The 25,864-nt window shown below is 61.2% G+C and carries 22 protein-coding genes; 14 read left to right on the top strand and 8 right to left on the bottom strand.

Translation table 11 applies throughout. The annotated features are described in order from the left end of the window. The first annotated feature begins 17 nt into the window (after nt 1–17). Genes moeB through ACOZK9_RS06445 form a run of 4 tightly spaced genes read left to right on the top strand, consistent with a single transcriptional unit; the run spans nt 18 to nt 4,573 of the window. Nucleotides 18–1,880 (top strand): molybdopterin-synthase adenylyltransferase MoeB, encoded by a 1,863-nt coding sequence (gene moeB, locus ACOZK9_RS06460; protein ID WP_421555471.1) that lies wholly within the window; start codon nt 18–20, stop codon nt 1,878–1,880. A gap of 14 nt (nt 1,881–1,894) precedes the next feature. Beyond that, nucleotides 1,895–2,809 (top strand): PLP-dependent cysteine synthase family protein, encoded by a 915-nt coding sequence (locus ACOZK9_RS06455; RefSeq protein ID WP_122249726.1) that lies wholly within the window; start codon nt 1,895–1,897, stop codon nt 2,807–2,809. A gap of 37 nt (nt 2,810–2,846) precedes the next feature. Then, complete coding sequence (locus tag ACOZK9_RS06450) at nt 2,847–3,839, top strand: serine O-acetyltransferase (protein ID WP_421555470.1); 993 nt, start codon at nt 2,847–2,849, stop codon at nt 3,837–3,839. Nucleotides 3,840–3,847: 8 nt separating this feature from the next. Further along, nucleotides 3,848–4,573: an alanyl-tRNA editing protein gene (locus ACOZK9_RS06445; RefSeq protein ID WP_421555511.1), complete on the top strand. Its 726-nt coding sequence runs from the start codon at nt 3,848–3,850 to the stop codon at nt 4,571–4,573. A 54-nt stretch (nt 4,574–4,627) separates the two neighbouring features. Here the strand turns inward: ACOZK9_RS06445 and ACOZK9_RS06440 are convergent, their stop codons facing one another. Next, a complete protein-coding gene (locus ACOZK9_RS06440; RefSeq protein ID WP_421555469.1) occupies nt 4,628–5,575 on the bottom strand; it encodes a hypothetical protein in 948 nt (315 codons plus the stop codon). 358 nt (nt 5,576–5,933) lie between these two features. Between ACOZK9_RS06440 and ACOZK9_RS06435 the strand changes: the two genes are divergently transcribed. Further along, a complete protein-coding gene (locus tag ACOZK9_RS06435) occupies nt 5,934–7,679 on the top strand; it encodes an ABC transporter permease (protein WP_122249724.1) in 1,746 nt (581 codons plus the stop codon). A 14-nt stretch (nt 7,680–7,693) separates the two neighbouring features. Continuing rightward, nucleotides 7,694–9,016: an ABC transporter ATP-binding protein gene (locus ACOZK9_RS06430; RefSeq protein ID WP_122249723.1), complete on the top strand. Its 1,323-nt coding sequence runs from the start codon at nt 7,694–7,696 to the stop codon at nt 9,014–9,016. Nucleotides 9,017–9,119: 103 nt separating this feature from the next. Here ACOZK9_RS06430 and prpD read toward each other — a convergent pair whose 3' ends face one another. From prpD to ACOZK9_RS06400, 6 genes are all read right to left on the bottom strand, one after another. Beyond that, nucleotides 9,120–10,604: a 2-methylcitrate dehydratase gene (gene prpD / locus ACOZK9_RS06425; RefSeq protein ID WP_421555468.1), complete on the bottom strand. Its 1,485-nt coding sequence runs from the start codon at nt 10,602–10,604 to the stop codon at nt 9,120–9,122. A 225-nt stretch (nt 10,605–10,829) separates the two neighbouring features. After that, a complete protein-coding gene (prpF, locus tag ACOZK9_RS06420) occupies nt 10,830–12,020 on the bottom strand; it encodes a 2-methylaconitate cis-trans isomerase PrpF (protein ID WP_421555467.1) in 1,191 nt (396 codons plus the stop codon). A gap of 11 nt (nt 12,021–12,031) precedes the next feature. Further along, a complete protein-coding gene (gene acnD / locus ACOZK9_RS06415; protein ID WP_421555466.1) occupies nt 12,032–14,626 on the bottom strand; it encodes a Fe/S-dependent 2-methylisocitrate dehydratase AcnD in 2,595 nt (864 codons plus the stop codon). A 123-nt stretch (nt 14,627–14,749) separates the two neighbouring features. Beyond that, nucleotides 14,750–15,877: a bifunctional 2-methylcitrate synthase/citrate synthase gene (prpC, locus tag ACOZK9_RS06410; protein WP_152745678.1), complete on the bottom strand. Its 1,128-nt coding sequence runs from the start codon at nt 15,875–15,877 to the stop codon at nt 14,750–14,752. A gap of 51 nt (nt 15,878–15,928) precedes the next feature. Beyond that, complete coding sequence (prpB, locus tag ACOZK9_RS06405; RefSeq protein ID WP_058412286.1) at nt 15,929–16,822, bottom strand: methylisocitrate lyase; 894 nt, start codon at nt 16,820–16,822, stop codon at nt 15,929–15,931. Next, the gene (locus ACOZK9_RS06400) at nt 16,819–17,532 is read right to left on the bottom strand and encodes a GntR family transcriptional regulator (protein ID WP_421555465.1); all 714 of its coding nucleotides are present in this window, start codon (nt 17,530–17,532) and stop codon (nt 16,819–16,821) included. Before ACOZK9_RS06400 ends, prpB begins: the two co-directional genes overlap by 4 nt. Before the next feature lie 269 nt (nt 17,533–17,801). Here ACOZK9_RS06400 and rloA point away from each other — a divergent pair, with 269 nt between their 5' ends. The 8 genes from rloA (at nt 17,802) to ACOZK9_RS06360 (ending at nt 24,832) form a co-directional block, all read left to right on the top strand. Next, entirely contained in the window at nt 17,802–18,347 is a 546-nt protein-coding gene (gene rloA / locus ACOZK9_RS06395) for a retropepsin-like aspartic peptidase RloA (protein ID WP_099240710.1), read from the top strand. A gap of 5 nt (nt 18,348–18,352) precedes the next feature. Next, entirely contained in the window at nt 18,353–19,885 is a 1,533-nt protein-coding gene (rloB, locus tag ACOZK9_RS06390; RefSeq protein ID WP_058412289.1) for an osmotic stress tolerance membrane protein RloB, read from the top strand. Further along, nucleotides 19,885–20,871 (top strand): alpha-L-glutamate ligase-like protein, encoded by a 987-nt coding sequence (locus tag ACOZK9_RS06385; RefSeq protein ID WP_058412290.1) that lies wholly within the window; start codon nt 19,885–19,887, stop codon nt 20,869–20,871. The genes rloB and ACOZK9_RS06385 overlap by 1 nt, the downstream gene beginning before the upstream one ends. Nucleotides 20,872–20,961: 90 nt before the next feature. Then, on the top strand, nt 20,962–22,305 hold the full coding sequence (gene pabB, locus ACOZK9_RS06380) for an aminodeoxychorismate synthase component I (protein ID WP_152745682.1): 1,344 nt from the start codon (nt 20,962–20,964) through the stop codon (nt 22,303–22,305). 221 nt (nt 22,306–22,526) lie between these two features. Then, on the top strand, nt 22,527–22,829 hold the full coding sequence (locus ACOZK9_RS06375; protein WP_058412292.1) for a type II toxin-antitoxin system HigB family toxin: 303 nt from the start codon (nt 22,527–22,529) through the stop codon (nt 22,827–22,829). Beyond that, nucleotides 22,829–23,185, top strand: coding sequence for a helix-turn-helix domain-containing protein (locus ACOZK9_RS06370; RefSeq protein WP_058412293.1), 357 nt, complete (start codon nt 22,829–22,831; stop codon nt 23,183–23,185). Before ACOZK9_RS06375 ends, ACOZK9_RS06370 begins: the two co-directional genes overlap by 1 nt. A gap of 164 nt (nt 23,186–23,349) precedes the next feature. Next, complete coding sequence (locus tag ACOZK9_RS06365; RefSeq protein WP_058412294.1) at nt 23,350–24,084, top strand: phosphoadenylyl-sulfate reductase; 735 nt, start codon at nt 23,350–23,352, stop codon at nt 24,082–24,084. A gap of 31 nt (nt 24,085–24,115) precedes the next feature. After that, complete coding sequence (locus ACOZK9_RS06360) at nt 24,116–24,832, top strand: aspartate/glutamate racemase family protein (RefSeq protein ID WP_058412295.1); 717 nt, start codon at nt 24,116–24,118, stop codon at nt 24,830–24,832. A gap of 104 nt (nt 24,833–24,936) precedes the next feature. Here ACOZK9_RS06360 and ACOZK9_RS06355 read toward each other — a convergent pair whose 3' ends face one another. Then, a complete protein-coding gene (locus ACOZK9_RS06355) occupies nt 24,937–25,860 on the bottom strand; it encodes a LysR family transcriptional regulator (protein WP_421555464.1) in 924 nt (307 codons plus the stop codon). Nucleotides 25,861–25,864: the final 4 nt, after the last annotated feature.

Here is a 25,864-nt window from a genome sequence, read left to right as displayed (position 1 = left end):
ATCAACCCGAGGGAAGCATGCACGTGCTCCGCCCCGCCGCGCTGGAACAGATCTACGCCCACGCCAGCCGTAGCTACCCGGAGGAATGCTGCGGTTTTGTGTTCGCCGACGGCAGCGTGTACCTGGGCAACAATATTCAGAATGAGTTGCACCACAAGAACCCCGACAGGTACCCGCGCAGCGCGGCGAATGGCTACACCTTTTGCGTCGCCGACACGCTGCTGATGAACAAGGCGTTTCGCAGTGATAACCCGGTGGTGGTGATCTACCACTCCCACCCGGACGTTGGCGCCTATTTCAGTGATGAAGACCAAGACAAGGCGCTGTTCCTCGGCGAGCCGATTTACCCGGTCAGTTACCTGGTGGTGGACGTTCGCCAGGGCCAGGCGCTGGGTTCAAAGCTGTTTGCCTGGGATGGCAAGCATTTCGCCCTTAACCGTTTCAACGACCTGCACACGGAGCTGTCCATGAACGCTGTCTCTTTCCCCGACATTCTGGTTCGCGTGGCCAAGCTGTCGGAATCGACCCTTGAGGGCACCGGATCGACATTGCGCGACGTCATTGAAAACCTCTGCAACCGCCATCCGCAGTTGCGCGAGCACCTGTTTCACGCACACAACAATCAGCTCAAGGACCACTTCCTGTTTACCGTCGGGGAAGCGCTGATCGATGCCGACGAACCTTTACCGGAAAACGCCAAAATCGAAGTGCTGCTCGCCACTTCCGGCGGCATTGACGCAGAGCCCCTGAGCAATGAAGAAGTGCAGCGCTACGTGCGCCACATCACCCTGCCCGGCGTGGGCCGCGAAGGTCAGTTGAACCTTAAAAAAGCCAAAGTATTGATCATCGGCACGGGCGGCCTCGGCTCGCCGATCAGCCTGTATCTGGCGGCGGCCGGTGTCGGCACGCTGGGCCTGGTGGATTTTGATGTGGTGGAAAGCAGCAACCTGCAACGCCAGGTCGTCCACGGCAACAGCACGTTGGGCATGCCCAAGGTCGAGTCCGCCAAGCAGCGCCTGCAAGACCTCAACCGGCATATCCAGATCAACGCCCACAACACTGCCCTCACCGCCGACAACGCACTGGAACTGGTGGGCGCCTATGACCTGGTGATCGACGGCACCGACAATTTCGACACGCGCTACGTGGTCAATGACGCCTGCGTGCAGCTCGGCAAACCCTGGGTGTACGGCGCTATCTACCGTTTTGACGGGCAGATCAGCGTGTTCAACCATAAAGGCGGGCCGTGCTACCGCTGCTTGTTCCCGTCGGCGCCGCCAGCCGAACTGGCCCCCAACTGCAACGCTGGCGGGGTGATCGGTGTGCTGCCGGGCGTGGTCGGAATGATCCAGGCCACCGAAGCCATCAAGTTGCTGATCGGCATTGGTGAGCCGTTGTCCGGCCGCCTGATGCGCTTCGATGCACTGGCGATGAAGTTCAGCGAGGTGCGCTTCAAGCGCCGCGCCGACTGCCCCTGCTGCTCGGGGCTGCGCCACAGCGCCGCCGTGGCGCCAGCGGCTTGCGCAGATGCCATCGCCGGCGCACCCGCGCTGGCCGAAGAACGCTACATCAAGCCGCGGGTACTCAAGCAACTCCTCGAACACCCGCGCAGCGCCGACGTGCTGCTGGATGTGCGCGACGCCAGCGAACTCGAAGTGTGCAAATTGCCGGGTGTGGTGAATATCCCTCTCGCTGAACTGGATGCGCAGCTCGGCAGCCTCAACCGCGACAATACGCACTACTTGATCTGCTACGCCGGCACCCGCGCCGAGCAAGCCGCCAGCACCTTGCTGGCGGCCGGTTTCGCCAATACCAAGGTCCTGCAGGGCGGCATGAAACACTGGGTTCGTGACGTCGAACCCGACATGCCTTTGTACTGAGCGGGGGCTGACTGATGTTGCATGACTCAATTCTCGACGTGATCGGCCACACGCCGATTGTGCGCCTGGCGAAGTTTTCCGAAGCCCTCGGCATCGAGGTCTACGCCAAGCTGGAATCGCTCAACCCCGGCGGCAGCCACAAGGCGCGCATCGCCTTGGGCATGATCCTCGACGCTGAACGCCGTGGCGTGTTGCTGCGTAATAGCGGGCAAACCCTGATCGAACCCAGCGGCGGCAACACCGGCATTGGTTTGGTCATGGCCGCCAATGTGCTGGGCTACAACGTGGTACTGGTGATCCCCGACAACTACAGCCCTGAAAAGCAGAAGCTGCTGCGCCTGTACGGCGCCGAGGTGGTGCTGTCGGACAGCCGTCTCGGGAATAACTCCCACGGCGAAAAGTGCATGGAGCTGCAGCTGGAAAACCCCGGCTACGTGATGCTTAACCAGCAGCGCAATGGCGCCAACCCGCAAACCCACCGCGACAGCACCGCGCCGGAAATCATCCGCGCGTTCGGTGAGCGGCGCGTGGACTACTTCGTCAGCGGCATCGGCACCGGCGGCCATATCACCGGCATTGGCGAAACCCTCAAAGCCACCTGGCCGGCGATCCGCGTGATGGGCGTGGAACCGGAGGAATGTGACCTGCTGAAGAACCAGCACGCGCCGCACCATATCCAGGGCCTGTCGATTGGCCTGATCCCGAGCATTCTCAACATGGGCGTGATTGACGGCATGCTCAAAGTGTCACGCCAGGCGTGTACCGACATGATCAAACACATCATGCGCACCGACGCCATCAGCCTCGGGCTGTCCTCGGCCGCAAACATGGTTGCCATCGCCCAGCTCGCCCCCGAACTGCCGCGCAACACCGTGGTACTGACCCTGGTCTACGACAATGCCGACAGCTACCTGCCCCATTTCGACTAACCGGTTTGCCAACCATCCAGAATGCGGGGGTGCCTCCATGGGATGTTTTATCGACATGCAACAACTGCATGATGAGTTGCTCACCCACCTCATCCAGACCCTGACGCCTGCGCAGATGAAGCAGCTGGAACCGCACCTGGCGCCGCTGATCCAAAACGCCGCCCAGGCCGTGGCCGACGACTTGATCGCTTATGCCTATCGCGACCCGGCATCGCGTGGGCGCGGCGAGTTGATTCTGGAGGCGTACGCCTCGTTCAAAGCGGTGTTGTATTACCGGCTTGCACACCTTATATGGCATTTTCCAGAGCACACCAGCGGTGTGTTTTCAGGCATCGCGCTGACGCTCAGCAACCAGGGCAAAATCCTCTCCGGCGCAGAGATTCACCCGGCTGCACGCATCGGCCGCCGCTTTGTGCTGGACCACGGCTACGGCACCGTCATCGGCGAAACCTGCGAGATCGGCAACGACTGCTACATCCTCTGCGGCGTCACGTTGGGCGCCCGCGGCATTGCCAACAACCCGGATGGCAAGCGCCACCCGCGCCTGGGCAACAATGTCGAGGTTGGCGCCGGCGCCCGCGTGCTGGGTTATGTGTTGATCGGCGATAACGTGTTTATCAGCCCCTCGTGTGTGATCACCCAGGATGTGCCAGCCGGCACCAAGGTCAAGGTAGTCAACCAGGTTCAATTGCAAAAAAACACCGAAGCGGACAGCGGCCATTACCTCGGCGCGTTCGCCCTGGACGAGCGCTTGCACGTGGTCGGCGAAGTCAGCACCAGCCATAAGGTCACGGTGCTGGACGCCGACTTCCACCCGTTGCAGGGGCTGATGCTGGAACCCACGGTGAAGGAGCGGCATCACTTGCAATTTCGCCTGCGCCGCCTCGACCTCTGCGACCCCCTGCCGCGCCTGCCGCTTAACCTGAAAGTCAGCGGGCCGGAGTTTGAAATCACCCTGCTTTCCCCGCCTGGCTTGAGTGCAATGGTGCGCCACCTGTTGCAAGCCAGCCCACTGATCGTCGGAGGTTGAACGTGCCCATGCACAGCATGCAAACCCTGGCGCTGTTCGACAGCGCGCCCTACCAGAACGCTTTTAACGCGCGGGTGATTGCCGTCAGCGAACACGGCATCGCCCTGGAACACACGCTGTTCTACCCCACCGGCGGCGGGCAACCTGGCGACACCGGGCACCTGACCCTGGCCGATGGCACGCGCGTGGACGTGATCGGCACCGTGCGCGACCCGTTGTTGCGCTCGGTCATCTGGCATCAAGTGCAACACTGCCCTGAGCAGTTGACCGCCGGGGTGCAAGTGGATGCCAGCCTGGATTGGGCGCGGCGCTATCAGCACATGAAGATGCACACGTGCCTGCACCTGCTGTGCTCAATCATTGATGCGCCCGTTACCGGTTGCAGCATCAGCGCCGACAAGGGCCGCCTGGATTTCGACCTGCCGGAAATGACCCTCGACAAAGACCGCATCACCCACGACCTTAACGCCCTGATCGAGCAGGCCCACACGGTGAAAACCCTGTCGATGCCCGCCTCGGAGTACTCGACACTGCTGCAGATCACCCGCACGCAGGCGGTCGCGCCGCCGGCGATCGGGGGCTCGGTTCGGGTGATCGAAATCGCCGGGGTCGATATTCAGCCCTGCGGCGGCACCCACGTGCTCAACACCGAAGAAATCGGCCGGGTGTTCTGCGAAAAAATCGAGAAGAAGAGCAAGCACAACCGACGGGTGATCCTGCGCTTTGAGGCATAGCGCTAATCGAAGGGCCAGTGTGGTTCACCGCCACACTCGCCGACTCCGTGCGTCCTAGCCCTGTTGCTGAAGTTGCCGCGTCAGGTTATCAACCTGCTGTTGAAGTTTTGAAATTGTGTCCTGAAACAAACCATCCATCTTGGTGAGCTGGGCTTCCAGTTTTGCGTTTTCTTGACTGAGCTGTTCGGCCGTACTGGAAGCAGGCGCTGATGGCTCATCGGCTTGGGCCGGCGGTTGGTTTTGTGGAGCAATCGGCGTTTGCGGGTATACGTCGTCTGCCGCGGTAGCTTGGGGGCTGTCCGCCTGCTCGGGAGGCGTCTGGCTGTCAGGAATATTCATAGCGTTGACCCGTTGCACCAAACTATTCATGGCGTTAGTCAGTGTTTCAACGATCGAATTGAACTTGGTGAGTAGTTCGTCGAGCTTGCTGCTGAATTCACTGGTTACACGGGTCAACGCTTCAAGACTTCCAGACTGGCCTGGCTCCGTCACCGGCGTATTCGAGGTGTCTGGAGCGGGAGGTGTACCCGGCGCAGTCTGCTGGCGAGAGGTTTCGGCAGGCGCTACAGTCTGCTCATCGCCACGGCGGTTCTCAGGCTGAGGTCCAGGCGCAACCGGCGCGTCTTTAGGTTTTTTTTCTGACGCGTCAATGTGCTCAGTCAGGTCTATTATTTTCTGATTAAGTTGCCTGAGCATCGGATCAAATTTGCTGAGCAACGCATCGTATTTGGCGTGAAGCTCTTTATTTTTGGTCGTCAGCTCTGCCATCTGGCCTGTTGCATCAGCCCCTTGCGACTGCGGATGGTTAACGATTTTACTGTGGCTGGAAAACTGACCGCGCTGCTCTGGCCCCATCGGCGGGCGAGGCGGCGTTGAATCTGCCGAGCTGTCAGGCGTGTTGGCGTGTGCGCCGGGGGTGTCGCCGGAACGAACAGGTGGCGGTGTTGGCGGCATTTCGTAGCCGTATTGGGGCGCATACTGTTGAGTGCTGACATTCGTCATAAAGTGCCTCTTGAGTTCCACGCGTGGTCCGCGTGCAGGTTTTTCGGACGACTTGGCGTACCCGTCATTCAGCTACTTTATTGGCCTGTACCGGCAACCAGTTCCAGGGAAGCAAAAAATATCAGCTTGCCTGCGCCAGGCTCACAATCCGCCGGTGCCCAAACCACGGTTTCGTACAGGAAACTGACAGCAAATTTATGTGCTTGTAACATTCAGAAACGTACAATTCCGCCAGCAACGCCTCGTTGCCGCTGACTGACGAAAACAGCGCCCGTCCTTCTCGGTTGGGCATTCGTGCAGCAGCTAAGCTCACTCTCACCGCGCCTTTTTAACCTGAACGCTGCAGGACTGACTGCCTATGAACAGAGTGTTCCGTGACTATTTACCGGCGTCCACACTGCGCTTGCTACCCAACCGCTGGGATTTGGTTGCCCTGCCTCTGGTAATCGGCTTTCTACTGTTTTTTTCCATCACCGCCCGCGAAACCTGGGCCCCCATCGCCACCTTGCAAAGTGAAGTCATCTCCCTCGACCCGGCCAACCTGCCGGAATACGCGATGCGCACCACCTTGCGCATGCTCGCGGCAATGGTCGCGGCGCTGATTTTTACCCTGTTGTACGGCACCCTGGCCGCCAAAAGCCGGCGCGCCGAGAAACTGCTGGTGCCGGTACTCGACATCCTGCAATCGGTGCCGGTGCTCGGGTACATCTCGTTTACGGTGACCTTCTTCCTGTTGTTGTTTCCGGGGCGCGTGCTGGGTGCCGAGTTCGCCGCAATCTTTGCGATCTTTACCAGCCAGGCCTGGAACATGACGTTCAGTTTCTACCAGTCGCTGCGCATGCTGCCGCATGACCTGGTGGAAGTGTCGACCAACTTGCGGCTGTCCGGCTGGCAAAAATTCTGGAAGCTCGACGTGCCGTTCGCCATGCCCGGGCTGGTGTGGAACATGATGATGAGCATGTCCGGCGGCTGGTTTTTTGTGGTTGCCTCAGAAGCGATCACCGTCGGCGACAAGACCATCACCCTGCCGGGCGTGGGTTCGTACCTGGCCCTGGCGATTGCCCAGAAAGACCTGCACGCCGTGGGCTACGTGATCCTCGCGATGATCGCGGTGATCCTGATGTACGACCAGTTGCTGTTCCGCCCGCTGGTGGCTTGGGCCGACAAGTTCCGCATGGAAACCACCGCCTCGCAAGGCGCCGCGCCGCAATCCTGGTTGCTCAACCTGATTCAGCGCACGCGCGTGGTGCAGCGCATGCTGCGCCCTGTCACGCGCACCATCAGCCGCATCGGCAACAAACGCTTCAGCTTGGCCGGCGGCGCGCTCAAGGCGTTGCCGGTGGAAACCCCGGCAGCCTCAAAAGTGATCGACTGGGTGTGGGGCACGCTGATTGCGCTGTTGGCCGCGTATGCGCTGTATCACATCGTGCAGTACGTCGGCACTGAGGTGACCCTCGCCGAAGTCGGCCATGTGTGTGTGCTGGGCCTGATCACGCTGCTGCGGGTGGTCGGGTTGATTCTGATCGCCTCGCTGATCTGGGTGCCTTTGGGCGTGATGATCGGCTTACGCCCAAAGCTTGCGGAAAAAATCCAGCCGCTGGCGCAGTTCCTCGCGGCGTTCCCGGCGAACCTGCTGTTCCCGGTGTTCGTCATCGTGATCCTGCATTACAACCTCAACCCGGATATTTGGCTGAGCCCGCTGATCGTGCTGGGCACCCAGTGGTACATCCTGTTTAACGTGATCGCCGGGGCCACCGCGTTTCCGAATGACTTCAAGGAAGCCGCCGCGAACTTCCGCATTCGCGGCTGGTTGTGGTGGCGCAAGGTGATGCTGCCGGGGATTTTCCCGTATTACGTGACCGGCGCCATTACCGCCTCGGGCGGTGCGTGGAACGCCAGTATCGTCTCCGAGTACGTGTCTTGGGGCCAGGACAACGTGGTTGCCCACGGGCTGGGCGCCTACATCGCGCAGACCACCGCCGCCGGCGACTTCCCGAAAATCGCGCTGGGCGTGGTGGTGATGTCGATCTTTGTAGTGGCCTTCAACCGCGCGGTATGGCGACCGATGTACGCCATTGCTGAAAACAAACTTCGTTTGAATTGACGGGATTCGCCGTGATGAATACCTATACCGCACACGCTGCCGCCACGCCGGAAATCTACTCGCTGAAAAACGTCAACCGGGTGTTCGGCAAAGGCAAAGATGAACTGCAAGTACTCAGCGGCGTCGACCTGAGCCTGCACGAAGGCGAGATCGTCGGCATGCTCGGTCGCTCCGGGTCCGGCAAGTCCACGCTGCTGCGCATCATTGCAGGCTTGATCCAGCCGTCGTCGGGCGAAGTGCTTTACAACGGCGCGCCGTTGAACGGCCCAGCCGAAGGCGTGGCCATGGTGTTCCAGACCTTTGCGCTGTTCCCCTGGCTGACCGTGCTCGAAAACGTAGAGGCTGGCCTGCAAGCCTTGCAAGTCGAGCGCAAGGAAACCCGCCGGCGCGCCCTGGCGGCGATCGACCTGATCGGCCTGGACGGCTTTGAAAACGCCTACCCACGCGAGTTGTCCGGCGGCATGCGGCAGCGTGTGGGCTTTGCCCGCGGCCTGGTGGTTAACCCGACATTGCTGCTGATGGACGAACCCTTCTCCGCCCTCGACGTGCTCACCGCCGAAACCCTGCGCACCGACTTGCTGGACTTGTGGAGCGGCAAACAACTGCCGATCAAGTCGATCCTGATCGTGACCCACAACATCGAAGAAGCGGTGCTGATGTGCGACCGCATTCTGGTGCTCTCATCCAACCCCGGCCGCGTGGTCGCCGAGATCAAAGTGCCGTTCGCACACCCGCGCAACCGGCTCGACCCGGTCTTTCGGCAAATGGTCGACGACATCTATGCGCTGATGACCGACCGGCGCAGCGCCGATGCGAGCCGCGGTTTGCCCGAGCTGAAAATGGGCAGTCTGCTGCCGGAAGTGTCAACAAACTTAATGGCCGGTTTGATCGAAACCCTCGCCGCCGAGCCCTACAACGGCCACGCCGGTTTGCCCACCGTGGCCGAGCGGCGCCTGCTGGAAGTCGACGACCTGTTTCCGGTGGCGGAGATGCTTGAGCATCTGGGCTTCGCCGAACTCAAGGGCGCCGACATCACCCTCACCGACGCCGGCAAACTGTTCGCCGACTACGGCACCCAAGAGCGCAAAACCCTGTTCGCCGAGCACCTGATCCAGCACGTGCCATTGGCCGCGCGCATTCATCAGGTACTGCTCGAACGCAGCGGGCACCGCGCGCCACGCGTGCGTTTCGAGCAGGAACTGGAAGACTCGATGACCGAAGCGTTCGTCGAAAAAACCCTCGAAAGCGTGGTGGCGTGGGGGCGCTATGCGGAGATTTTCTCGTATGACGACCACACCGAGACGTTCAGCCTGGATGATGTTGAAGGCAGCATGTGATTGCTTGAGGCCAACCCCGATTCGAATGTGAGATAAGGCTTTTGTGGGAGGGGCTTGCTCCCTCCCACACAACCTCCTACCCACATCAGTTTTTTAGGGGTTGTCAGATCACAAACAGGTCGACGAAGCGGTTCACCGGAGTCGCTTCAAGCGTTGCCTGGTCTTTGCACAACGCGAAAATCTCATCACTGCGCTGGGCGGTAAACCGCGTGGCCAGGTTGGCCCTGAACTTGTCTTCCAGCAACGGGATGCCATCCACCCGCCGCCGCCGATGCCCAATCGGGTATTCCACCGCCACTGGCTCGGTGCTCGTACCGTCAGTGAAAAACACCTGCAGCGCATTGGCGATCGAGCGCTTATCCGCTTCCAGGTATTCACGGCTGTAGCGCGGCTCCTCAACGACAACCATCTTCTCGCGCAACACATCAATGATCGGGTGCGCGGCGTGAAACGCGTCTTCGTACTGCTCCGCCACCAGGTTGCCGAAGGCCAGCGGCACGGCGGTCATGTATTGCAGGCAATGATCGCGGTCGGCGGCGTTGGCCAGTGGGCCAACCTTGGAAATGATACGAATCGCCGACTCGTGAGTGGTGATCACGATGCGCTCGATTTCATGCAGGCGGTGCTTGACCAGCGGGTGCAAGGTCACCGCCGCTTCGCAGGCGGTTTGCGCGTGGAATTCGGCGGGAAAGCTGATCTTGAACAGCACGTTTTCCATCACGTAGGTGCCGTACGGCTGGGACAGGCTGAACGCGCGTTTGTCCGCAGGTTTGAGTGCCAGGTCGTTGTTGCTGTGGCTGAACAGCACGTCATAAAAACCCCATTGCGGCGCGCTCAACACGCCCGGGATGCCCATCTCGCCGCGCAGCGCGATGTCCGCCAGGCGCACGCCACGGCTCGATGCATCGCCCGCCGCCCAGGATTTGCGCGAACCTGCGTTCGGCGCATGGCGGTAAGTGCGCAGCGCCTGGCCATCGACAAACGCATGCGACAACGCCGCGAGCAACTGCTCACGGTTGGCGCCCATCAGCTTGGCGGTGACGGCGGTGGAAGCGACTTTGACCAGCAGCACATGGTCAAGGCCGACGCGGTTGAACGAGTTTTCCAGCGCAATCACCCCCTGAATTTCATGGGCCATGATCATCGCTTCCAGCACCGCGCGCATGGTCAACGGCGCATCGCCATTGGCCACGCGCTTCTGCGACAGGTGATCGGCCACCGCGAGGATGCCGCCCAGGTTATCCGAAGGATGGCCCCATTCGGCAGCGAGCCAGGTGTCGTTGTAGTCAAGCCAGCGCACGATGCAGCCGATGTCCCACGCAGCCTTTACCGGGTCCAGGCGCAACGAGGTGCCCGGCACGCGCGCGCCGAACGGCACCACCGTGCCCTCGACAATCGGCCCCAGGTGCTTGGTGCACTCGGGAAAACGCAACGCCAGAAGGCCGCAGCCGAGGGTGTCCATCAGGCAGTTGCGCGCAGTATCCAATGCGGCCTGGGACTCGATGCGGTAATTGAGGACGTAGTCGGCGATGTCCTGCAGAACCTGGTCGTAGTCGGGTCGGTTGTTCTGGTCGACGTTGGCGCTCATGGCAGTACTCCAAAAGGGTTGGGTTTAATCCTCAGGCTCAGGGTTGATCACGCGTTGGCAGGTCTGCTTGCCCGCTTATGTATTGCTGGCCCCACTCAACCTTGTGGGAGGGGGCTTGCTCCCGATGGCGGTGTATCAGTCGACCTATCAGTGCCTGACACGCCGCCATCGGGAGCAAGCCCACTCCCACACAAGCCCATTCCCACAACAGCGCGGCGGTGGGTTTTAGAATGAATCGCCGGGCACACGCACAAAGCCTTCCATAAGGACTCGGGCGCTGCGGCTCATGATGGCTTTTTTCACCACCCATTCGCCGTCGACCTGACTGGCTTCAGCGCCCACGCGCAAGGTGCCGGACGGGTGCCCGAAACGCACCGCGCTGCGTTCCACACCGCCAGCGGCGAGGTTGACCAAGGTGCCGGAAATCGCCGCCGCCGTGCCAATCGCCACGGCCGCCGTGCCCATCATCGCGTGGTGCAGCTTGCCCATCGACAGCGCGCGCACCAACACATCAATATCACCGGCCTGGATCGCCTTGCCACTCGATGCCACGTAGTCCAAAGGCTTGGCCACAAACGCGACCTTGGGTGTGTGCTGGCGCTGGGCGGCTTCATCAAGATGCTTGATCAAGCCCATGCGCAATGCGCCATAGGCGCGCACCGTCTCAAACATCGCCAGGGCTTTTGGATCACTGTTGATCGCGCCTTGCAGCTCGGTGCCGGTGTAGCCGAGGTCTTCGGCATTGATGAAAATCGTCGGGATGCCCGCGTTGATCAGCGTCGCCTTGAAGGTGCCGATACCCGGCACTTCGAGGTCGTCGATCAGGTTGCCGGTGGGGAACATCGAACCACCGTCGCCCTCTTCTTCGGCGGCCGGGTCGATGAACTCCAGCTGCACTTCGGCGGCCGCAAAGGTCACGCCGTCGAGTTCGAAGTCGCCGGTTTCCTGCACCGCACCGTCGGTGATCGGCACGTGGGCAATAATCGTCTTGCCGATATTCGCCTGCCACACGCGCACCACCGCCACCCCGTTGTGCGGCACGCGCGCCGGGTCGACCAACCCGGCGCTGATGGCGAACGAACCAACCGCCGCCGACAGGTTGCCGCAGTTGCCGCTCCAGTCCACAAACGGCTTGTCGATCGACACCTGACCAAACAAGTAGTCCACGTCGTGATCGGCATGCGTGCTTTTGGCCACGATCACGCTTTTGCTGGTGCTGGATGTGGCGCCGCCCATGCCGTCGATTTGCTTGTCGTACGGGTCTGGGCTGCCGATCACGCGCAGCAGCAAGGCATCGCGCGCGGCGCCTGGCACCTGCGCCGATTCGGGCAAGTCTTGCAGGCGGAAAAACACGCCCTTGCTGGTGCCGCCACGCATATAGGTGGCGGGGATCTTGATTTGCGCTACGTGTGCCATGGTCATCCTCTTCAGGCGGTTGCCGCCGATTCCAGGAAGTCTTGGGCAAAACGTTGCAACACGCCACCCGCCTCGTAGATCGACACTTCTTCGGCGGTGTCCAGGCGGCACGTCACCGGCACGTCGACACGCTCGCCGTGCTTGCGGTTGATCACCAGCGTCAGCGTCGCACCCGGCGTGCGTTCACCGATCACGTCATAGGTTTCGCTGCCATCGATCTGCAAGGTGTGACGGTCGGTGCCCGGCAGAAACTCCAGCGGCAACACGCCCATGCCCACCAGGTTGGTGCGGTGGATGCGCTCGAAGCCTTCGGCGGCAATCGCTTCCACACCGGCCAGGCGCACGCCCTTGGCCGCCCAGTCGCGCGACGAGCCCTGGCCGTAGTCGGCACCGGCAATGATGATCAGCGGCTGCTTGCGCTGCATGTAGGTTTCGATGGCTTCCCACATCCGCGTGACCCGGCCTTCGGGTTCGATACGCGCCAGTGAACCTTGCTTGACCTTGCCATTTTCAACCACCATTTCGTTGAACAGTTTCGGGTTGGCAAAGGTTGCGCGTTGCGCGGTCAGGTGGTCACCGCGGTGGGTTGCGTAGGAGTTGAAGTCGACTTCCGGCAAGCCCATCTTCGCCAGGTATTCGCCAGCGGCGCTGTCGAGCATGATCGCGTTGGACGGCGAGAGGTGATCAGTGGTGATGTTGTCCGGCAGCACCGCCAGCGGGCGCATGCCCTTGAGCGGTCGGGCACCGGCCAGCGCGCCTTCCCAGTACGGCGGGCGGCGGATATACGTGCTTTGCGGGCGCCAGTCGTACAGCGGCGCGACTTTGGGGCCGGTGTCTGGGTGGATCGCGAACATCGGAATGTAGACCTTGCGAAACTGCTCCGGCTTGACCGAAGCCTTGACCACTGCGTCGATCTCTTCGTCGCTCGGCCAGATGTCCTTCAGGCGGATTTCCTTGCCGTTGGCGTCCAGGCCCAGCACGTCTTTTTCGATGTCGAAACGGATGGTGCCAGCAATCGCATAGGCCACCACCAACGGCGGCGAAGCCAAAAAAGCTTGCTTGGCGTACGGGTGAATACGCCCGTCAAAGTTGCGGTTGCCCGAGAGCACGGCGGTGGCGTACAGGTCGCGGTCGATGATCTCTTGCTGGATCACCGGGTCGAGTGCGCCGGACATGCCGTTGCAGGTGGTGCAGGCAAACGCCACCACGCCAAAACCCAACTGCTCAAGCTCGGTGGTCAACCCGGCTTCGTCGAGGTACATGGCCACGGTTTTCGAACCCGGCGCCAACGACGATTTGACCCACGGTTTGCGCGCCAGCCCAAGCCGGTTCGCGTTGCGCGCCAACAGGCCGGCGGCGATTACGTTGCGCGGGTTGCTGGTGTTGGTGCAACTGGTGATCGCCGCGATAATCACTGCGCCATCGGGCATTTGCCCTGGCACGTCATCCCACTGGCCGGAAATGCCCATGGCGGCCAGATCGCTGGTGGCCACGCGCGCATGCGGGTTGCTCGGGCCGGCCATGTTGCGCACGACGCTGGAGAGGTCGAAGCGCAGGCCGCGCTCGTACTGCGCGCCATTCAGGTCGTCCGCCCACAGGCCGGTGTGGCGTGCGTATTGCTCGACCAGGGTGACTTGTTCGTCTTCGCGGCCGGTGAGTTTGAGGTAAGTGATGGTCTGCTGGTCGATGTAAAACATCGCTGCCGTGGCGCCGTATTCCGGGGCCATGTTGGAGATGGTCGCACGGTCACCCAGCGTCAGCCTGGATGCGCCTTCGCCGAAGAATTCCAGCCACGCGCCCACCACTTTTTGTTGACGCAGGAACTCGGTCAGCGCCAGCACCATGTCGGTGGCGGTGATGCCCGGTTGCAGCTTGCCCGTCAGCTCGACGCCGACAATTTCCGGCAGGCGCATCCACGAGGCGCGGCCGAGCATCACGCTTTCAGCTTCAAGGCCGCCGACGCCGATGGCGATCACGCCCAACGCATCCACATGCGGCGTGTGGCTGTCGGTGCCGACGCAGGTATCCGGGAAGGCGACGCCGTCGCGCACCTGAATCACCGGGGACATTTTCTCCAGGTTGATCTGGTGCATGATGCCGTTGCCGGGCGGGATCACGTCGACGTTCTTGAAGGCCTTTTTGGTCCACTCGATAAAGTGAAAACGGTCTTCGTTGCGGCGGTCTTCGATGGCACGGTTTTTTTCGAAGGCGTCCGGGTCAAAACCACCGGCTTCGACGGCCAGCGAGTGGTCAACGATCAGTTGGGTCGGCACCACCGGGTTGACTTGCGCCGGGTCGCCGCCTTGCAATGCGATGGCATCGCGCAGGCCGGCGAGGTCAACCAGCGCGGTTTGGCCGAGGATGTCATGGCACACCACGCGCGCCGGGAACCACGGAAAGTCGAGGTCACGCTTGCGCTCGATCAATTGGCTGAGCGACGCGTTGAGGCTGGCGGGGTCGCAACGGCGCACGAGGTTTTCCGCGAGTACGCGGGAGGTGTAAGGCAAGGTGGCATAGGCACCTGGGGTGATTGCCTCGACTGCCGCGCGGGCGTCGAAGAAATCCAGGCGGCTGCCGGGCAGCGGTTTGCGAAATTCAGTGTTCATCGTCAGGACTCGGTCACGGTAAGTACAGGGAGCCGACTGATCCAAGGTTGAAAACCGATCCCAATGTGGGAGCAAGCCCCCTCCCACAGTTGACCGGGTTTACAACCCTGGAATCGCCGGTCTTCAGCGACGTTCGATTGGCACGAACTTGCGCTGCTCGACGCCGATGTACTCGGCGCTTGGGCGGATGATGCGGTTGTTCGCACGCTGCTCAAACACATGCGCAGCCCAGCCGGTGAGGCGCGAGCACACAAAAATCGGCGTGAACAACGGCGTCGGGATGCCCATGAAGTGGTACGCCGAGGCATGGTAGAAGTCAGCGTTGGGGAACAGCTTTTTCTGCTCCCACATGGTTTTATCAATGGCTTCGGACACCGGGAACAACACGCTGTCGCCCACCTCGTCAGCGAGCTTTTTGGCCCAGCCCTTGATCACTTCATTGCGCGGGTCGTTGTCTTTATAGATCGCATGGCCGAAGCCCATGATCTTGTCTTTGCGCTCAAGCATACCGAGGGTGCCTTTGACCGCGGCTTGCGGCGAATCAAACTTCTCGATCATCGCCATCGCCGCTTCGTTGGCGCCGCCGTGCAGCGGGCCGCGCAGCGAACCGATGGCGGCGGTGACGCAAGAGTACAAATCGGACAGCGTGGAAGCACACACGCGGGCGGTAAAGGTCGAGGCGTTGAATTCGTGTTCGGCGTAAAGAATCAGCGACACGTTCATGACCTTTTCATGCAGCTCGCTCGGCTTTTTGCCGTGCAACAGGTGCAGGAAGTGGCCACCGAGGCTAGGCTCGTCGGTCACGCAATCAATGCGTTTGCCGTCGTGGCTGAAGCGGTACCAGTAGCACATGATCGCCGGGAAAGCCGCGAGCAAGCGGTCGGTCACCTCGTGCTGCAGGCTGAAGTCTTTCTCGGGCTCGATATTGCCCAGGAACGAGCAACCGGTGCGCATCACGTCCATCGGGTGGGCGTCGGCAGGGATGCGTTCCAGCACCTCTTTCAGCGCTTGGGGCAGGTCGCGCAATGCGCCGAGCTTTTTGCTGTAGGCGGCCAGTTCGGCCTTGTTCGGCAGTTCGCCGTAGAGCAGCAGGTAGGCGACTTCTTCAAACTGTGCGTCGGCAGCCAGTTCGCGCACGTCGTAGCCACGGTAGGTCAGCCCGGCACCCGCCTGGCCCACGGTAGACAGCGCGGTTTGCCCGGCCACCTGACCACGCAGGCCGGCGCCACTCAGTACTTTTGCTTCAGCCATCATTCTTCTCCAATTTTGTGGTTATTCAGGGAGCCGCGTGTGGGAGCAGGTTTACTTCTTCGCGGCGAACAGCGCGTCGAGCTTTTGCTCGAAGGTGTGGTAGTCGATGCGATCGTAAAGCTCCATGCGCGTTTGCATGGTGTCGATCACGTTCTGTTGGGTGCCGTCGCGGCGAATCGCGGTGTACACATTCTCGGCGGCCTTGTTCATGGCGCGGAAGGCCGAGAGCGGGTACAGCACGATAGAAACATCAGCCGCTTTCAACTGATCAACGGTGTACAGCGGCGTCGAGCCGAATTCGGTGATGTTGGCCAGGATCGGCGCGTTGACGCGGGAGGCGAACAGTTTGTACATGTCCAGCTCAGTGATGGCTTCCGGGAACACCATGTCGGCGCCAGCCTCGATGCACGCGGCGGCACGTTCCAGCGCCGACTCCAGCCCTTCGACCGCCAGCGCGTCGGTGCGCGCCATGATCACAAAGCTGTCATCGGTGCGTGCATCGACAGCGGCCTTGATGCGGTCGACCATTTCCTGTTGCGACACAATTTCTTTGTTCGGGCGGTGACCGCAGCGCTTGGCGCCCACCTGGTCTTCGATGTGGATGGCCGCAGCGCCGAACTTGATCATCGACTTGACGGTGCGCGCGACGTTGAACGCCGACGAGCCAAAGCCCGTGTCCACGTCCACCAGCAGCGGCAGGTCGCACACATCGGTGATGCGGCGCACGTCGGTCAGCACGTCATCCAGGCCGGTGATGCCCAAATCCGGAACGCCGAGGGAACCGGCAGCCACCCCGCCGCCCGACAGGTAGATCGCCTTGAAACCGGCGCGCTTGGCCAGCAGCGCATGGTTGGCGTTGATCGCGCCGACCACTTGCAACGGTTGCTCGCTGGCGACCGCGTCACGAAAACGTTGGCCGGGCGTGCTGTTATTGTTGGAACTCATGACTCACCTCGTGTTGAAGGCGCGCCGCCTGGGAAATGACGGGCGATATTGCGTTTGGAAGCGCCGATATGGCGGCGCATCAACAGTTCGGCCAGTTCACCGTCGCGGTCGGCAATCGCGTCAAGAATGCGGTGATGCTCGGCAAAGGCCTGGCGGGGACGATTAGGTGTGGCGGAAAACTGGATGCGGTACATGCGCACCAATTGGTACAGGTCGCCGCAGAGCATTTGGGTGAGCGTGCGGTTGCCGGCGCCCTGAATGATCCGGTAATGGAAGTCGAAATCGCCTTCTTGCTGGTAGTAGCCGAGGCCGGCCTGAAAAGCTTCGTCGCGCTCATGGGTGTGCAGCACTTGGCGCAGCTCTTCGATTTCGGCGTCGGTCATACGCTCGGCGGCCAAGCGACAGGCCATGCCTTCGAGGGATTCGCGAATTTCATAGAGCTCCACAAGCTCGGCGTGGCTCAGCGACACCACGCGCGCGCCCACATGCGGCACACGGATCAGCAGGCGCTGGCCTTCCAGGCGGTGAATCGCCTCACGCAACGGGCCGCGACTGATGCCGTAGGTGCGCGCCAGCTCCGGCTCGGAGATTTTGCTGCCGGGCGCGATCTCACCCTTGACGATGGCAGCCTGGATACGCCGGAAGACATTCTCTGACATGGTCTGCGAATCGTCTTGCGCCACCACTGGGGTTTGCAGCTGAACCCGCATATTGTCGACACCTTTAAAAGCAATGCGACAAAAACTAGCCAATCAGCCCACGATAGTCAAAGAATAAATCCACATTGTCGACAATCGTCTAATAACCCTTTCTGCACTTAATCGGGCATGGCCGCCTGCCAGCGCTGGCGCCGAAAAAGCATCATGTTAGAATGCCCGCCGCTTTTGCCTGACATCATTTGATGAACCGGCGCACCAGAGATTGCGCAGCAATGCCAGTCGCCATGAATGGAACATCGCACTGCACTGCCCCGGGATCTATGAGACTCAAGCCCTTCCCCCTGTTTTGCCTACTGTCCATACCGGCGCTGCTACCGGCACTCTGCGTTGGCGCCGAGAAGACCGTGTATGGCCTGAACGAATACGCCAAACTGGCAGGCATCGACCTGGAAGTGGCGGCCAAACTCGACACTGGCGCCAAAACCGCGTCGTTAAGCGCCCGCGACATCAAGCGGTTCAAGCGCAACGGCGAATCCTGGGTGCGCTTTTACCTGGCCATCGACACCGCCCATTCCCACCCCATCGAACGCCCCCTGGCACGCGTGAGCAAAATCAAGCGCCGCGCCGGTGATTACGACCCCGATGAGGACAAGAACTACACCGCCCGCCCAGTGATCGCCCTGGACATTTGCATGGGCAGCGCTTTACGCAGCATCGAAGTGAACTTGACTGACCGCAGCGCATTCCAATATCCGCTGCTGATCGGCTCCGAAGCCTTGAAACGCTTTGATGCGCTGGTTGACCCCAGTCTTAAATACGCAGCGGGCAAACCCGCCTGCGCCGCCGACGCTCATACCGCCGAGTAAACTGAATGCGCTCTCTGACCCTGCACCTGAAAATCCTCATCACCATTTTGGTGGTGCTGGGTATTTCGGTCACCGCCTACCAGATTTTCGTGCTGGGGATCCCCGTCACCGAGGACGCCACCGACGACCTGTGGAACATCGACGCCAAGGTCGAGTTCGTCGCCAACCCCAAAGACCCGGTAAAAATCACGATGTTCGTGCCGCCGCTGAGCCGCGACTTCGTCAGCCTCAATGAAAGTTTTATCTCGAACAATTACGGCGTGAGCGTCAACCGCACCGACGGTAACCGCAAGGTCACCTGGTCGGCACGCCGCGCCAAGGGCAACCAGACGCTGTATTACCGGCTGGTGCTGACCAAGCGTTACAGCGGCGAAAAGGTCAAGATCAAAGGCCCGACCTTCCGTGACAGCATCGCAGTGGAAGGCCCCGAAAAAATCGCCGCCGAAGCCCTGTTGGCGCCGATCCGCCAGCACTCGGCCGACGTCGAAACCTTTATCACCGAAGCCATCAAGCGCACCAACAACCTCAGCGACGACAACGTGAAACTGCTGCTGGCGGGCGACCCGTCGACACCGCACAAGGCCAAGATCGTCGAGCTGCTGCTGTCCATCGCGCATGTGCCGGTCGAAAAAGTCCACACCATTCGTTTGGTCGCCGACCAGCCGCAAACCCCGGAACTGTGGTTGCGCAGCTTTAATGGCAGTGACTGGCTGTATTTCAACCCGGAGACCGGCGAGCAAGGCCTGCCGTCAGACCGCCTGTTGTGGTGGACCGGCGATGAAAACCTGATCACGGTCGACGGCGGCAAGAAAGCCATGGTGACCTTCAGCCTCAACAACAGCGAAATGAACGCGATTCGCCTGGCCAAGCTGACCGACGAAAACACCGACGCCAACTTCCTCGAATACTCGCTGTACGGCCTGCCGCTGCAAACCCAGCAAACCTTCATGATCATGGTGATGATCCCGATTGGCGTGCTGGTGATTCTGATCCTGCGCAACTTGATCGGCCTGCAGACGCTGGGCACCTTTACTCCGGTGCTGATTGCCCTGGCGTTTCGCGAGACGCAATTGGGCTTCGGGATAGTGCTGTTTACGATTATTACCGCGCTGGGCTTGTCGCTCAGGTCGTACCTGGAACACTTGAAGCTACAGATGTTGCCAAGGCTGTCGGTGGTACTGACCTTCGTGGTGGTGCTGATTGCGGCCATCAGCCTGTTCAGCCACAAGCTGGGCCTGGAGCGCGGGCTGTCGGTGGCGCTGTTCCCGATGGTGATTTTGACCATGACCATCGAACGGCTGTCGATCACTTGGGAAGAACGCGGCGCCAACCATGCGCTGAAAGTGGCGATTGGTACGCTGTTCGCCGCATCGCTCGCGCACATCATCATGAGCGTGCCGGAGCTGATCTACTTTGTGTTCACCTTCCCGGCGATCCTGCTGATCCTGGTGGGTTTCATGCTGGCCATGGGGCGTTATCGCGGCTACCGCCTGACCGAGCTGGTGCGGTTCAAAGCCTTCTTGAAGGCTGACCAGTAATGTTCGGCTTCTGGAAGACCTGGAAGGCCCTCGAAGCACGGGGGATCATGGGCATCAACCGGCGTAACGCCGACTATGTGCTCAAGTACAACAAGCGCAGCCTGTACCCGATTGTGGATGACAAGATCATCACCAAGGAACGGGCGATCGCGGCCGGCATCCATGTGCCGGAAATGTACGGGATCATTTCTACCGAAAAAGAAATCGACAAGCTCGAAGACATCCTCAAAGGCCGCACCGACTTCGTGATCAAGCCGGCGCAAGGCGCTGGCGGTGACGGCATCCTGGTGATCGCCGACCGTTTTGAGGGGCGCTATCGCACGGTGTCGGGCAAGTTGCTGACCCACGAGGAAATCCAGCATCAGATTTCCAGCATCCTCACCGGCTTGTATTCGTTGGGCGGCCACCGTGACCGCGCGCTGATCGAATACCGCGTGGTGCCCGACCAGATCTTCAAGAGCATCAGTTACGAAGGCGTGCCGGACATCCGCATCATCGTGCTGATGGGCTACCCGGTAATGGCCATGCTGCGCTTGCCGACCCGCCAGTCCGGCGGCAAGGCCAACCTGCACCAGGGCGCGATTGGCGTGGGCGTCGACCTGGCCACCGGCCTGACCCTGCGCGGCACCTGGTTGAACAGCATCATCACCAAACACCCCGACACCACCAACGCGGTGGACGGCGTGCAATTGCCCAACTGGGACGGTTTCATGAAGCTCGCCGCCAGTTGCTACGAGCTGTGCGGGCTCGGTTATATTGGCGTAGACATGGTGTTGGACCAGGAAAAAGGCCCGCTGATTCTTGAGCTGAATGCGCGGCCGGGGCTGAATATCCAGATCGCCAACGACTGCGGCCTGACCTTGCGCACGCATGCGGTGGAAGCGCGCCTGGAGGCATTGAAAGCCGCCGGCGTGACGGAGACCGCGCAAGAACGGGTGAATTTTGTGCAAGAGATGTTCGGGCACATCCCGCCGGTTGAAGGCTGAACAGCCATCCAATGTGGGAGCGGGCTCTAGGACCAAACCCTTCGGGGGACTACAATCGCCTCCCCCACGTAAACGGCTGATCCACCCCGCATGTCGACCTGTTCCGTATACCCGCTGCCCTACCGGGCCAACCCCGCAGAGTACTTTGCGACGATTCGCCATGCCCCAGGCGCCGTGCTGCTCGACAGCGGCCGCCCGGTTGCCGAGCGCGGGCGTTATGACCTGCTGAGCGCGTGGCCAGAAACGACGTTGACGGTATCGCCTGACGAAAGCGGAAGTGATTTCCTGCAACGACTGCGCAAAAACCTGACGCAGTTGGGTGAAGCGGCGCTGCCCACCGGTTACGAGCTTCCGTTTGCCGGCGGCTTGATCGGCTACCTGAGCTACGACTTTGGCCGGCACCTGGAGCAAATGCCACACCCGGCCGTAGACGATTTGCACCTGCCGGATGCGCGCTTTGGGTTGTACGCTTGGGCACTGGTCAGCGATCACCAGGCGCAGACCAGCCAACTGGTGTTTCACCCCTCGCTGGCTGACAGCCAACGGCAACGGTTGATCGCGTTGTTCAGCCAGCGCGTTGTCGCCACACACGCGACGTTTAAACTGCAAGGCCCAATGGCCCCGGACCTGACTGCCGAGGCTTACCGCCAAGCCATCGTGCGTATCCAGAACTACATCCAGGCGGGCGATTGTTACCAGGTCAACTTCGCGCAGCGCTTTCGCGCGCCGTACAGCGGCGATCCATGGGTCGCCTATTGCGCCCTGCGTGAAGCCTGCCCTACGCCGTTTTCCGGCTTCCAAAGCCTGCCGGATGACGGCGCGGTGCTGAGCCTGTCGCCAGAGCGCTTCGTCAAGATCAGCGAACGCCACGTCGAAACCCGGCCGATCAAAGGCACTCGCCCGCGAGGCTTGACGCCCGAAGAAGACGCCGCCAACGCCGCCGAACTGCTGGCCAGCCCCAAGGATCGCGCAGAAAACCTGATGATCGTCGACCTGCTGCGCAACGACCTCGGCCGCACCTGCCGCACGGGCTCGGTGAAGGTGCCGGAGTTGTTCAGCCTCGAAAGCTACCCCAACGTGCACCACTTGGTGAGCAGCGTGACCGGCGAGTTGGCCGACCACAAAGACGCGCTCGACCTGATCGCCGGCAGCTTCCCCGGCGGCTCCATCACCGGCGCCCCGAAGATTCGCGCGATGCACATCATCGACGAGCTGGAGCCGACCCGACGCGGGTTGTACTGCGGTTCGCTGGTGTACCTGGACGTGCGCGGCGAGATGGACAGTTCCATCGCGATTCGCAGCCTGCTGGCCAAAGATGGGCAGGTGTGTTGCTGGGGCGGCGGCGGGATTGTGGCCGACTCACAGTGGGAAGCGGAATATCAGGAGTCGCTGACCAAGGTACGCGTGTTGTTACACACGTTGGAAAGCCTGTAGCGCCTCGCGCTTATTGGCTGTGCAACCTTGAGCCGAACACTGGCAAAAGCCTGAATCAGAACGGCGGTGGACGCAGTATCAGCCGAAGGATAGCGTCCGGCAGTTCATCCGCCGTCTGTGAAGGATCACATGAAGCGACTGCCTACTCGTCAGAAATTATTTCCGGGATTGCATATCCTCCGAACCACACCTAATATCTCCCATATTGGGAGGTACCAGCGATGCGCATAATCGCTTTGTCTACCCTACGAATTTTCTGGGAAAGCCACCCCGCTTATGCGGATGCGAAAACGCCGCTGGCTGAGCTGTATCGTCACCTGGAAAAGGCCCTTTACCCGACACCACAAACACTCAAGGCCGCGCTCAGAACCGCGAGCATTCTTAAAAGCGGCAGGGTTGTATTCAACGTGGGCGGCAACAAGTATCGAGTCATCATAGCGATCGATTATCAGCGACAACTTGGGTTCATACGTTTTGTAGGCACCCATGCCCAGTACGATCAGATCAACGCGGAGAGCGTGTAATGAACATCAAACCGATTCATTCCCAAGAAGATCTGGCCGCTGCCCTGGCGCGCGTGGAGCAGCTATGGGAAGCCGCCGTCGGCTCACCCGAGGGCGACGAGCTGGAAATTCTTGCCGTGCTCATTGAGAAGTACGAGGCGGAACACTTTCCAATGCCGGCGTCGGACCCGGTGGAAGCGATTAAATTTCGCATGGAGCAATTAGGCCTTACCGCGCGTGACCTGGAGCCGTTTATAGGCACGAGCGGGCGCGTTTCCGAAGTGCTGAACCACAAGCGCAAGCTGAGCGTGTCGATGATCAAACGCCTGCACGCCGGCCTGCGCATCCCTTACGAGCGCCTGCTCGCAGAGGCTTGACACATTCAAATGCGGGGCTTGCTCGCGATGAGCCACTCAGCCCCACTCCATCCCCTGCAGGCTCAACGGCCGATTCAAGCTCGCCACCGCAACGCAAGGCGGTTTTTGATACCATCGTTCCCCTATAGAGCGCCAAGCGCCACTGACCTGCAGGAACCGTGCTGATGAACCAAGCCTTCGACGTCGCTGAACTCGCTGCGACTTATGCCAACAAATCCGCCCAGGACATTCTCAAACTGGCGTTCAGCCAGTTCGGCGATGACCTGTGGATTTCCTTCAGCGGTGCCGAAGACGTGGTGCTGGTAGACATGGCCTGGAAGCTGAACAAGCAGGTCAAAGTCTTCAGCCTCGACACCGGCCGCCTGCACCCGGAAACCTACCGGTTTATCGAGCAGGTGCGCGAGTTCTACAAGATCGACATCGAACTGATTTCGCCGGACCAAAGCAAACTGGAACCGTTCGTCAAGCAAAAGGGCCTGTTCAGCTTCTATAAAGATGGCCACGGCGAATGCTGCGGCGTGCGCAAGATCGAGCCGCTGCGGCGCAAACTCTCTGGCGTGAGCGCCTGGGCCACCGGCCAACGCCGCGACCAGAGCCCCGGCACCCGCAGCCAGGTGGCGGCGCTGGAAATCGACACGGCGTTCTCGACCGCGGAACGCACCCTGTACAAATTCAACCCGCTGGCGCAGATGACCAGCGAGGAAGTCTGGGGTTACATCCGCATGCTGGAGCTGCCGTATAACAGCCTGCATGAGCGCGGTTTTATCAGCATTGGCTGCGAGCCCTGTACCCGCCCGGTGCTGCCGAACCAGCACGAGCGCGAAGGCCGCTGGTGGTGGGAAGAAGCCACGCAAAAGGAGTGCGGGTTGCACGCCGGGAATATCATCAGCAAGGCGTGAGCTAACGCCAGTCATTAACCAGGGGCAGTTCATGCGCATCCTCGTGGTCAACGTCAACACTACCGAATCCATCACCGAAACCATCGCCCAGCAAGCCCGGGCCGTGGCCTCGCCAGGCACCGAGATTGTCGGGCTCACGCCGTACTTCGGCGCCGAATCGGTAGAGGGCAATTTTGAAAGTTACCTGGCGGCCATCGCGGTGATGGACCGGGTGATGGCCTACGACCAGCCTTTTGATGCGGTGATTCAGGCAGGTTACGGCGAACACGGCCGTGAAGGTTTGCAGGAATTGCTGAACGTGCCGGTGGTGGACATCACCGAGGCCGCCGCCAGCACCGCCATGTTTCTGGGGCATGCCTACTCGGTGGTCACCACCCTGGACCGCACCGTGCCGCTGATCGAGGACCGCCTGAAACTTGCAGGCCTCTACCAGCGCTGCGCCTCGGTGCGTGCCAGCGGCATGGCGGTGCTGGAACTGGAAGAAGACCCGCTGGCCGCGATGGAAGCCATCGTGCGCCAGGCGGAACTGGCCATCCGTGAGGACAAGGCCGAGGTAATCTGCCTGGGCTGCGGCGGCATGGCCGGGCTGGATGAACAGATTCGCCAGCGCACCGGCGTGCCGGTAGTGGATGGCGTGACGGCGGCGGTAACCATTGCCGAATCGCTGGTGCGGTTGGGGTTGTCGACGTCGAAGATCAGGACCTATGCCACGCCACGCCCGAAAAAGATCATCGGTTGGCCACGCTGAACCGAGGCGCGGCCATCGCGAGCAAGCCCGGCTCCCACAGGGGAAAGCGATCAACTGTGGCAGCGGGCTTGCTCGCGATGCAGGCAACCCGGTCTGGCGTGTGATCAGAGCGCGCTGAACCGCCGCACCAGCCCCTGAACAACAAACTGCTCAATGATGAAGTCCACAAACGCTCGCGTCTTGCCGGGCAGCAGTTTGTGCTCGGCGTAATAGATCGAAATGTTGCCATCGTCGACATACCAATCGGGCAGCACGCGCACCACGTCACCGCTGTCGAGAAACGGCACGGCCATCGGCATGCTCACCAGCGCCACGCCCAGGCCCTGGGCGCTGGCGCAACAGGCGGCTTCGGAGTCGCTCATGGTCATGCCAGGTGTGAGCACCAGCGGGCTGTGTTCGCGCTCAACACTGGTGAGTTGCCAGGAGCGTACGCGGCCGGTTTGCGGCGAACGGATCAGGATGCCGTGGCAGCGCGCCAAGTCTTCGGGCACCGCAACTGGCGGGCATTGCGCGAGGTAATCCGGCGCGGCCACCAGCACCCGGTGCGCCGGTGCCAGTTTGCGCGCCACCACCCCCGGCGGCAGTTCAAAACCACCGCCGATGGCGGCATCAAAGCCTTGGCCGATCAGGTCGACCTGGCGGTTATCGAAATGCCAATCCGGGCGTATATCCGGAAAGCGCCGCAGGAACGCCCCCAGCAGCGGCACCACATAACGATTACCAAACACCGTGCCCATGCTGACCTTGAGCGTGCCCACCGGCCGCCCTTCGGCACTTGCCAGGTTGGCCACGGCGTTCTGGATGGTGATAAGGCTGCCGCTGACTTCTTCGAGGAACAGCTTGCCGGCTTCGGTCAGCGTCAGGCGCCGTGTACTGCGCTGGAACAGGCGCACGCCAAGGCGCCCCTCCAGCTTGGCAACGCTTTTACCGACCGCCGCCGGGGTCAGGCTCAGGTGCCGGGCGGCCTCGGCGAAGCTGCCGCCTTCGGCGCTGCGCACAAAGCATTCGATACTGCCAAAGCTTTCCATAACA

It is taken from the genome of Pseudomonas kitaguniensis (genome assembly GCF_049199985.1).
GTDB lineage: Bacteria > Pseudomonadota > Gammaproteobacteria > Pseudomonadales > Pseudomonadaceae > Aquipseudomonas > Aquipseudomonas kitaguniensis.
This window is presented reverse-complemented; position numbering and strand designations above follow the sequence as displayed.

Bases quoted from the DNA above. Each gene is read 5' to 3' on its own strand.
- ACOZK9_RS06440 (WP_421555469.1), bottom strand. From the start codon at position 5,575: ATGACGAATGTCAGCACTCAACAGTATGCGCCCCAATACGGCTACGAA.
- prpC (WP_152745678.1), bottom strand. From the start codon at position 15,877: ATGGCTGAAGCAAAAGTACTGAGTGGCGCCGGCCTGCGTGGTCAGGTG.
- prpB (WP_058412286.1), bottom strand. From the start codon at position 16,822: ATGAGTTCCAACAATAACAGCACGCCCGGCCAACGTTTTCGTGACGCG.
- ACOZK9_RS06400 (WP_421555465.1), bottom strand. From the start codon at position 17,532: ATGCGGGTTCAGCTGCAAACCCCAGTGGTGGCGCAAGACGATTCGCAG.
- ACOZK9_RS06435 (WP_122249724.1), top strand. From the start codon at position 5,934: ATGAACAGAGTGTTCCGTGACTATTTACCGGCGTCCACACTGCGCTTG.
- ACOZK9_RS06360 (WP_058412295.1), top strand. From the start codon at position 24,116: ATGCGCATCCTCGTGGTCAACGTCAACACTACCGAATCCATCACCGAA.
- rloB (WP_058412289.1), top strand. From the start codon at position 18,353: ATGCGCTCTCTGACCCTGCACCTGAAAATCCTCATCACCATTTTGGTG.
- acnD (WP_421555466.1), bottom strand. From the start codon at position 14,626: ATGAACACTGAATTTCGCAAACCGCTGCCCGGCAGCCGCCTGGATTTC.
- rloA (WP_099240710.1), top strand. From the start codon at position 17,802: ATGAGACTCAAGCCCTTCCCCCTGTTTTGCCTACTGTCCATACCGGCG.
- pabB (WP_152745682.1), top strand. From the start codon at position 20,962: ATGTCGACCTGTTCCGTATACCCGCTGCCCTACCGGGCCAACCCCGCA.
- prpD (WP_421555468.1), bottom strand. From the start codon at position 10,604: ATGAGCGCCAACGTCGACCAGAACAACCGACCCGACTACGACCAGGTT.
- ACOZK9_RS06385 (WP_058412290.1), top strand. From the start codon at position 19,885: ATGTTCGGCTTCTGGAAGACCTGGAAGGCCCTCGAAGCACGGGGGATC.
- prpF (WP_421555467.1), bottom strand. From the start codon at position 12,020: ATGGCACACGTAGCGCAAATCAAGATCCCCGCCACCTATATGCGTGGC.
- ACOZK9_RS06355 (WP_421555464.1), bottom strand. From the start codon at position 25,860: ATGGAAAGCTTTGGCAGTATCGAATGCTTTGTGCGCAGCGCCGAAGGC.
- ACOZK9_RS06445 (WP_421555511.1), top strand. From the start codon at position 3,848: ATGCACAGCATGCAAACCCTGGCGCTGTTCGACAGCGCGCCCTACCAG.
- moeB (WP_421555471.1), top strand. From the start codon at position 18: ATGCACGTGCTCCGCCCCGCCGCGCTGGAACAGATCTACGCCCACGCC.
- ACOZK9_RS06370 (WP_058412293.1), top strand. From the start codon at position 22,829: ATGAACATCAAACCGATTCATTCCCAAGAAGATCTGGCCGCTGCCCTG.
- ACOZK9_RS06365 (WP_058412294.1), top strand. From the start codon at position 23,350: ATGAACCAAGCCTTCGACGTCGCTGAACTCGCTGCGACTTATGCCAAC.
- ACOZK9_RS06375 (WP_058412292.1), top strand. From the start codon at position 22,527: ATGCGCATAATCGCTTTGTCTACCCTACGAATTTTCTGGGAAAGCCAC.
- ACOZK9_RS06430 (WP_122249723.1), top strand. From the start codon at position 7,694: ATGAATACCTATACCGCACACGCTGCCGCCACGCCGGAAATCTACTCG.
- ACOZK9_RS06450 (WP_421555470.1), top strand. From the start codon at position 2,847: ATGGGATGTTTTATCGACATGCAACAACTGCATGATGAGTTGCTCACC.
- ACOZK9_RS06455 (WP_122249726.1), top strand. From the start codon at position 1,895: ATGTTGCATGACTCAATTCTCGACGTGATCGGCCACACGCCGATTGTG.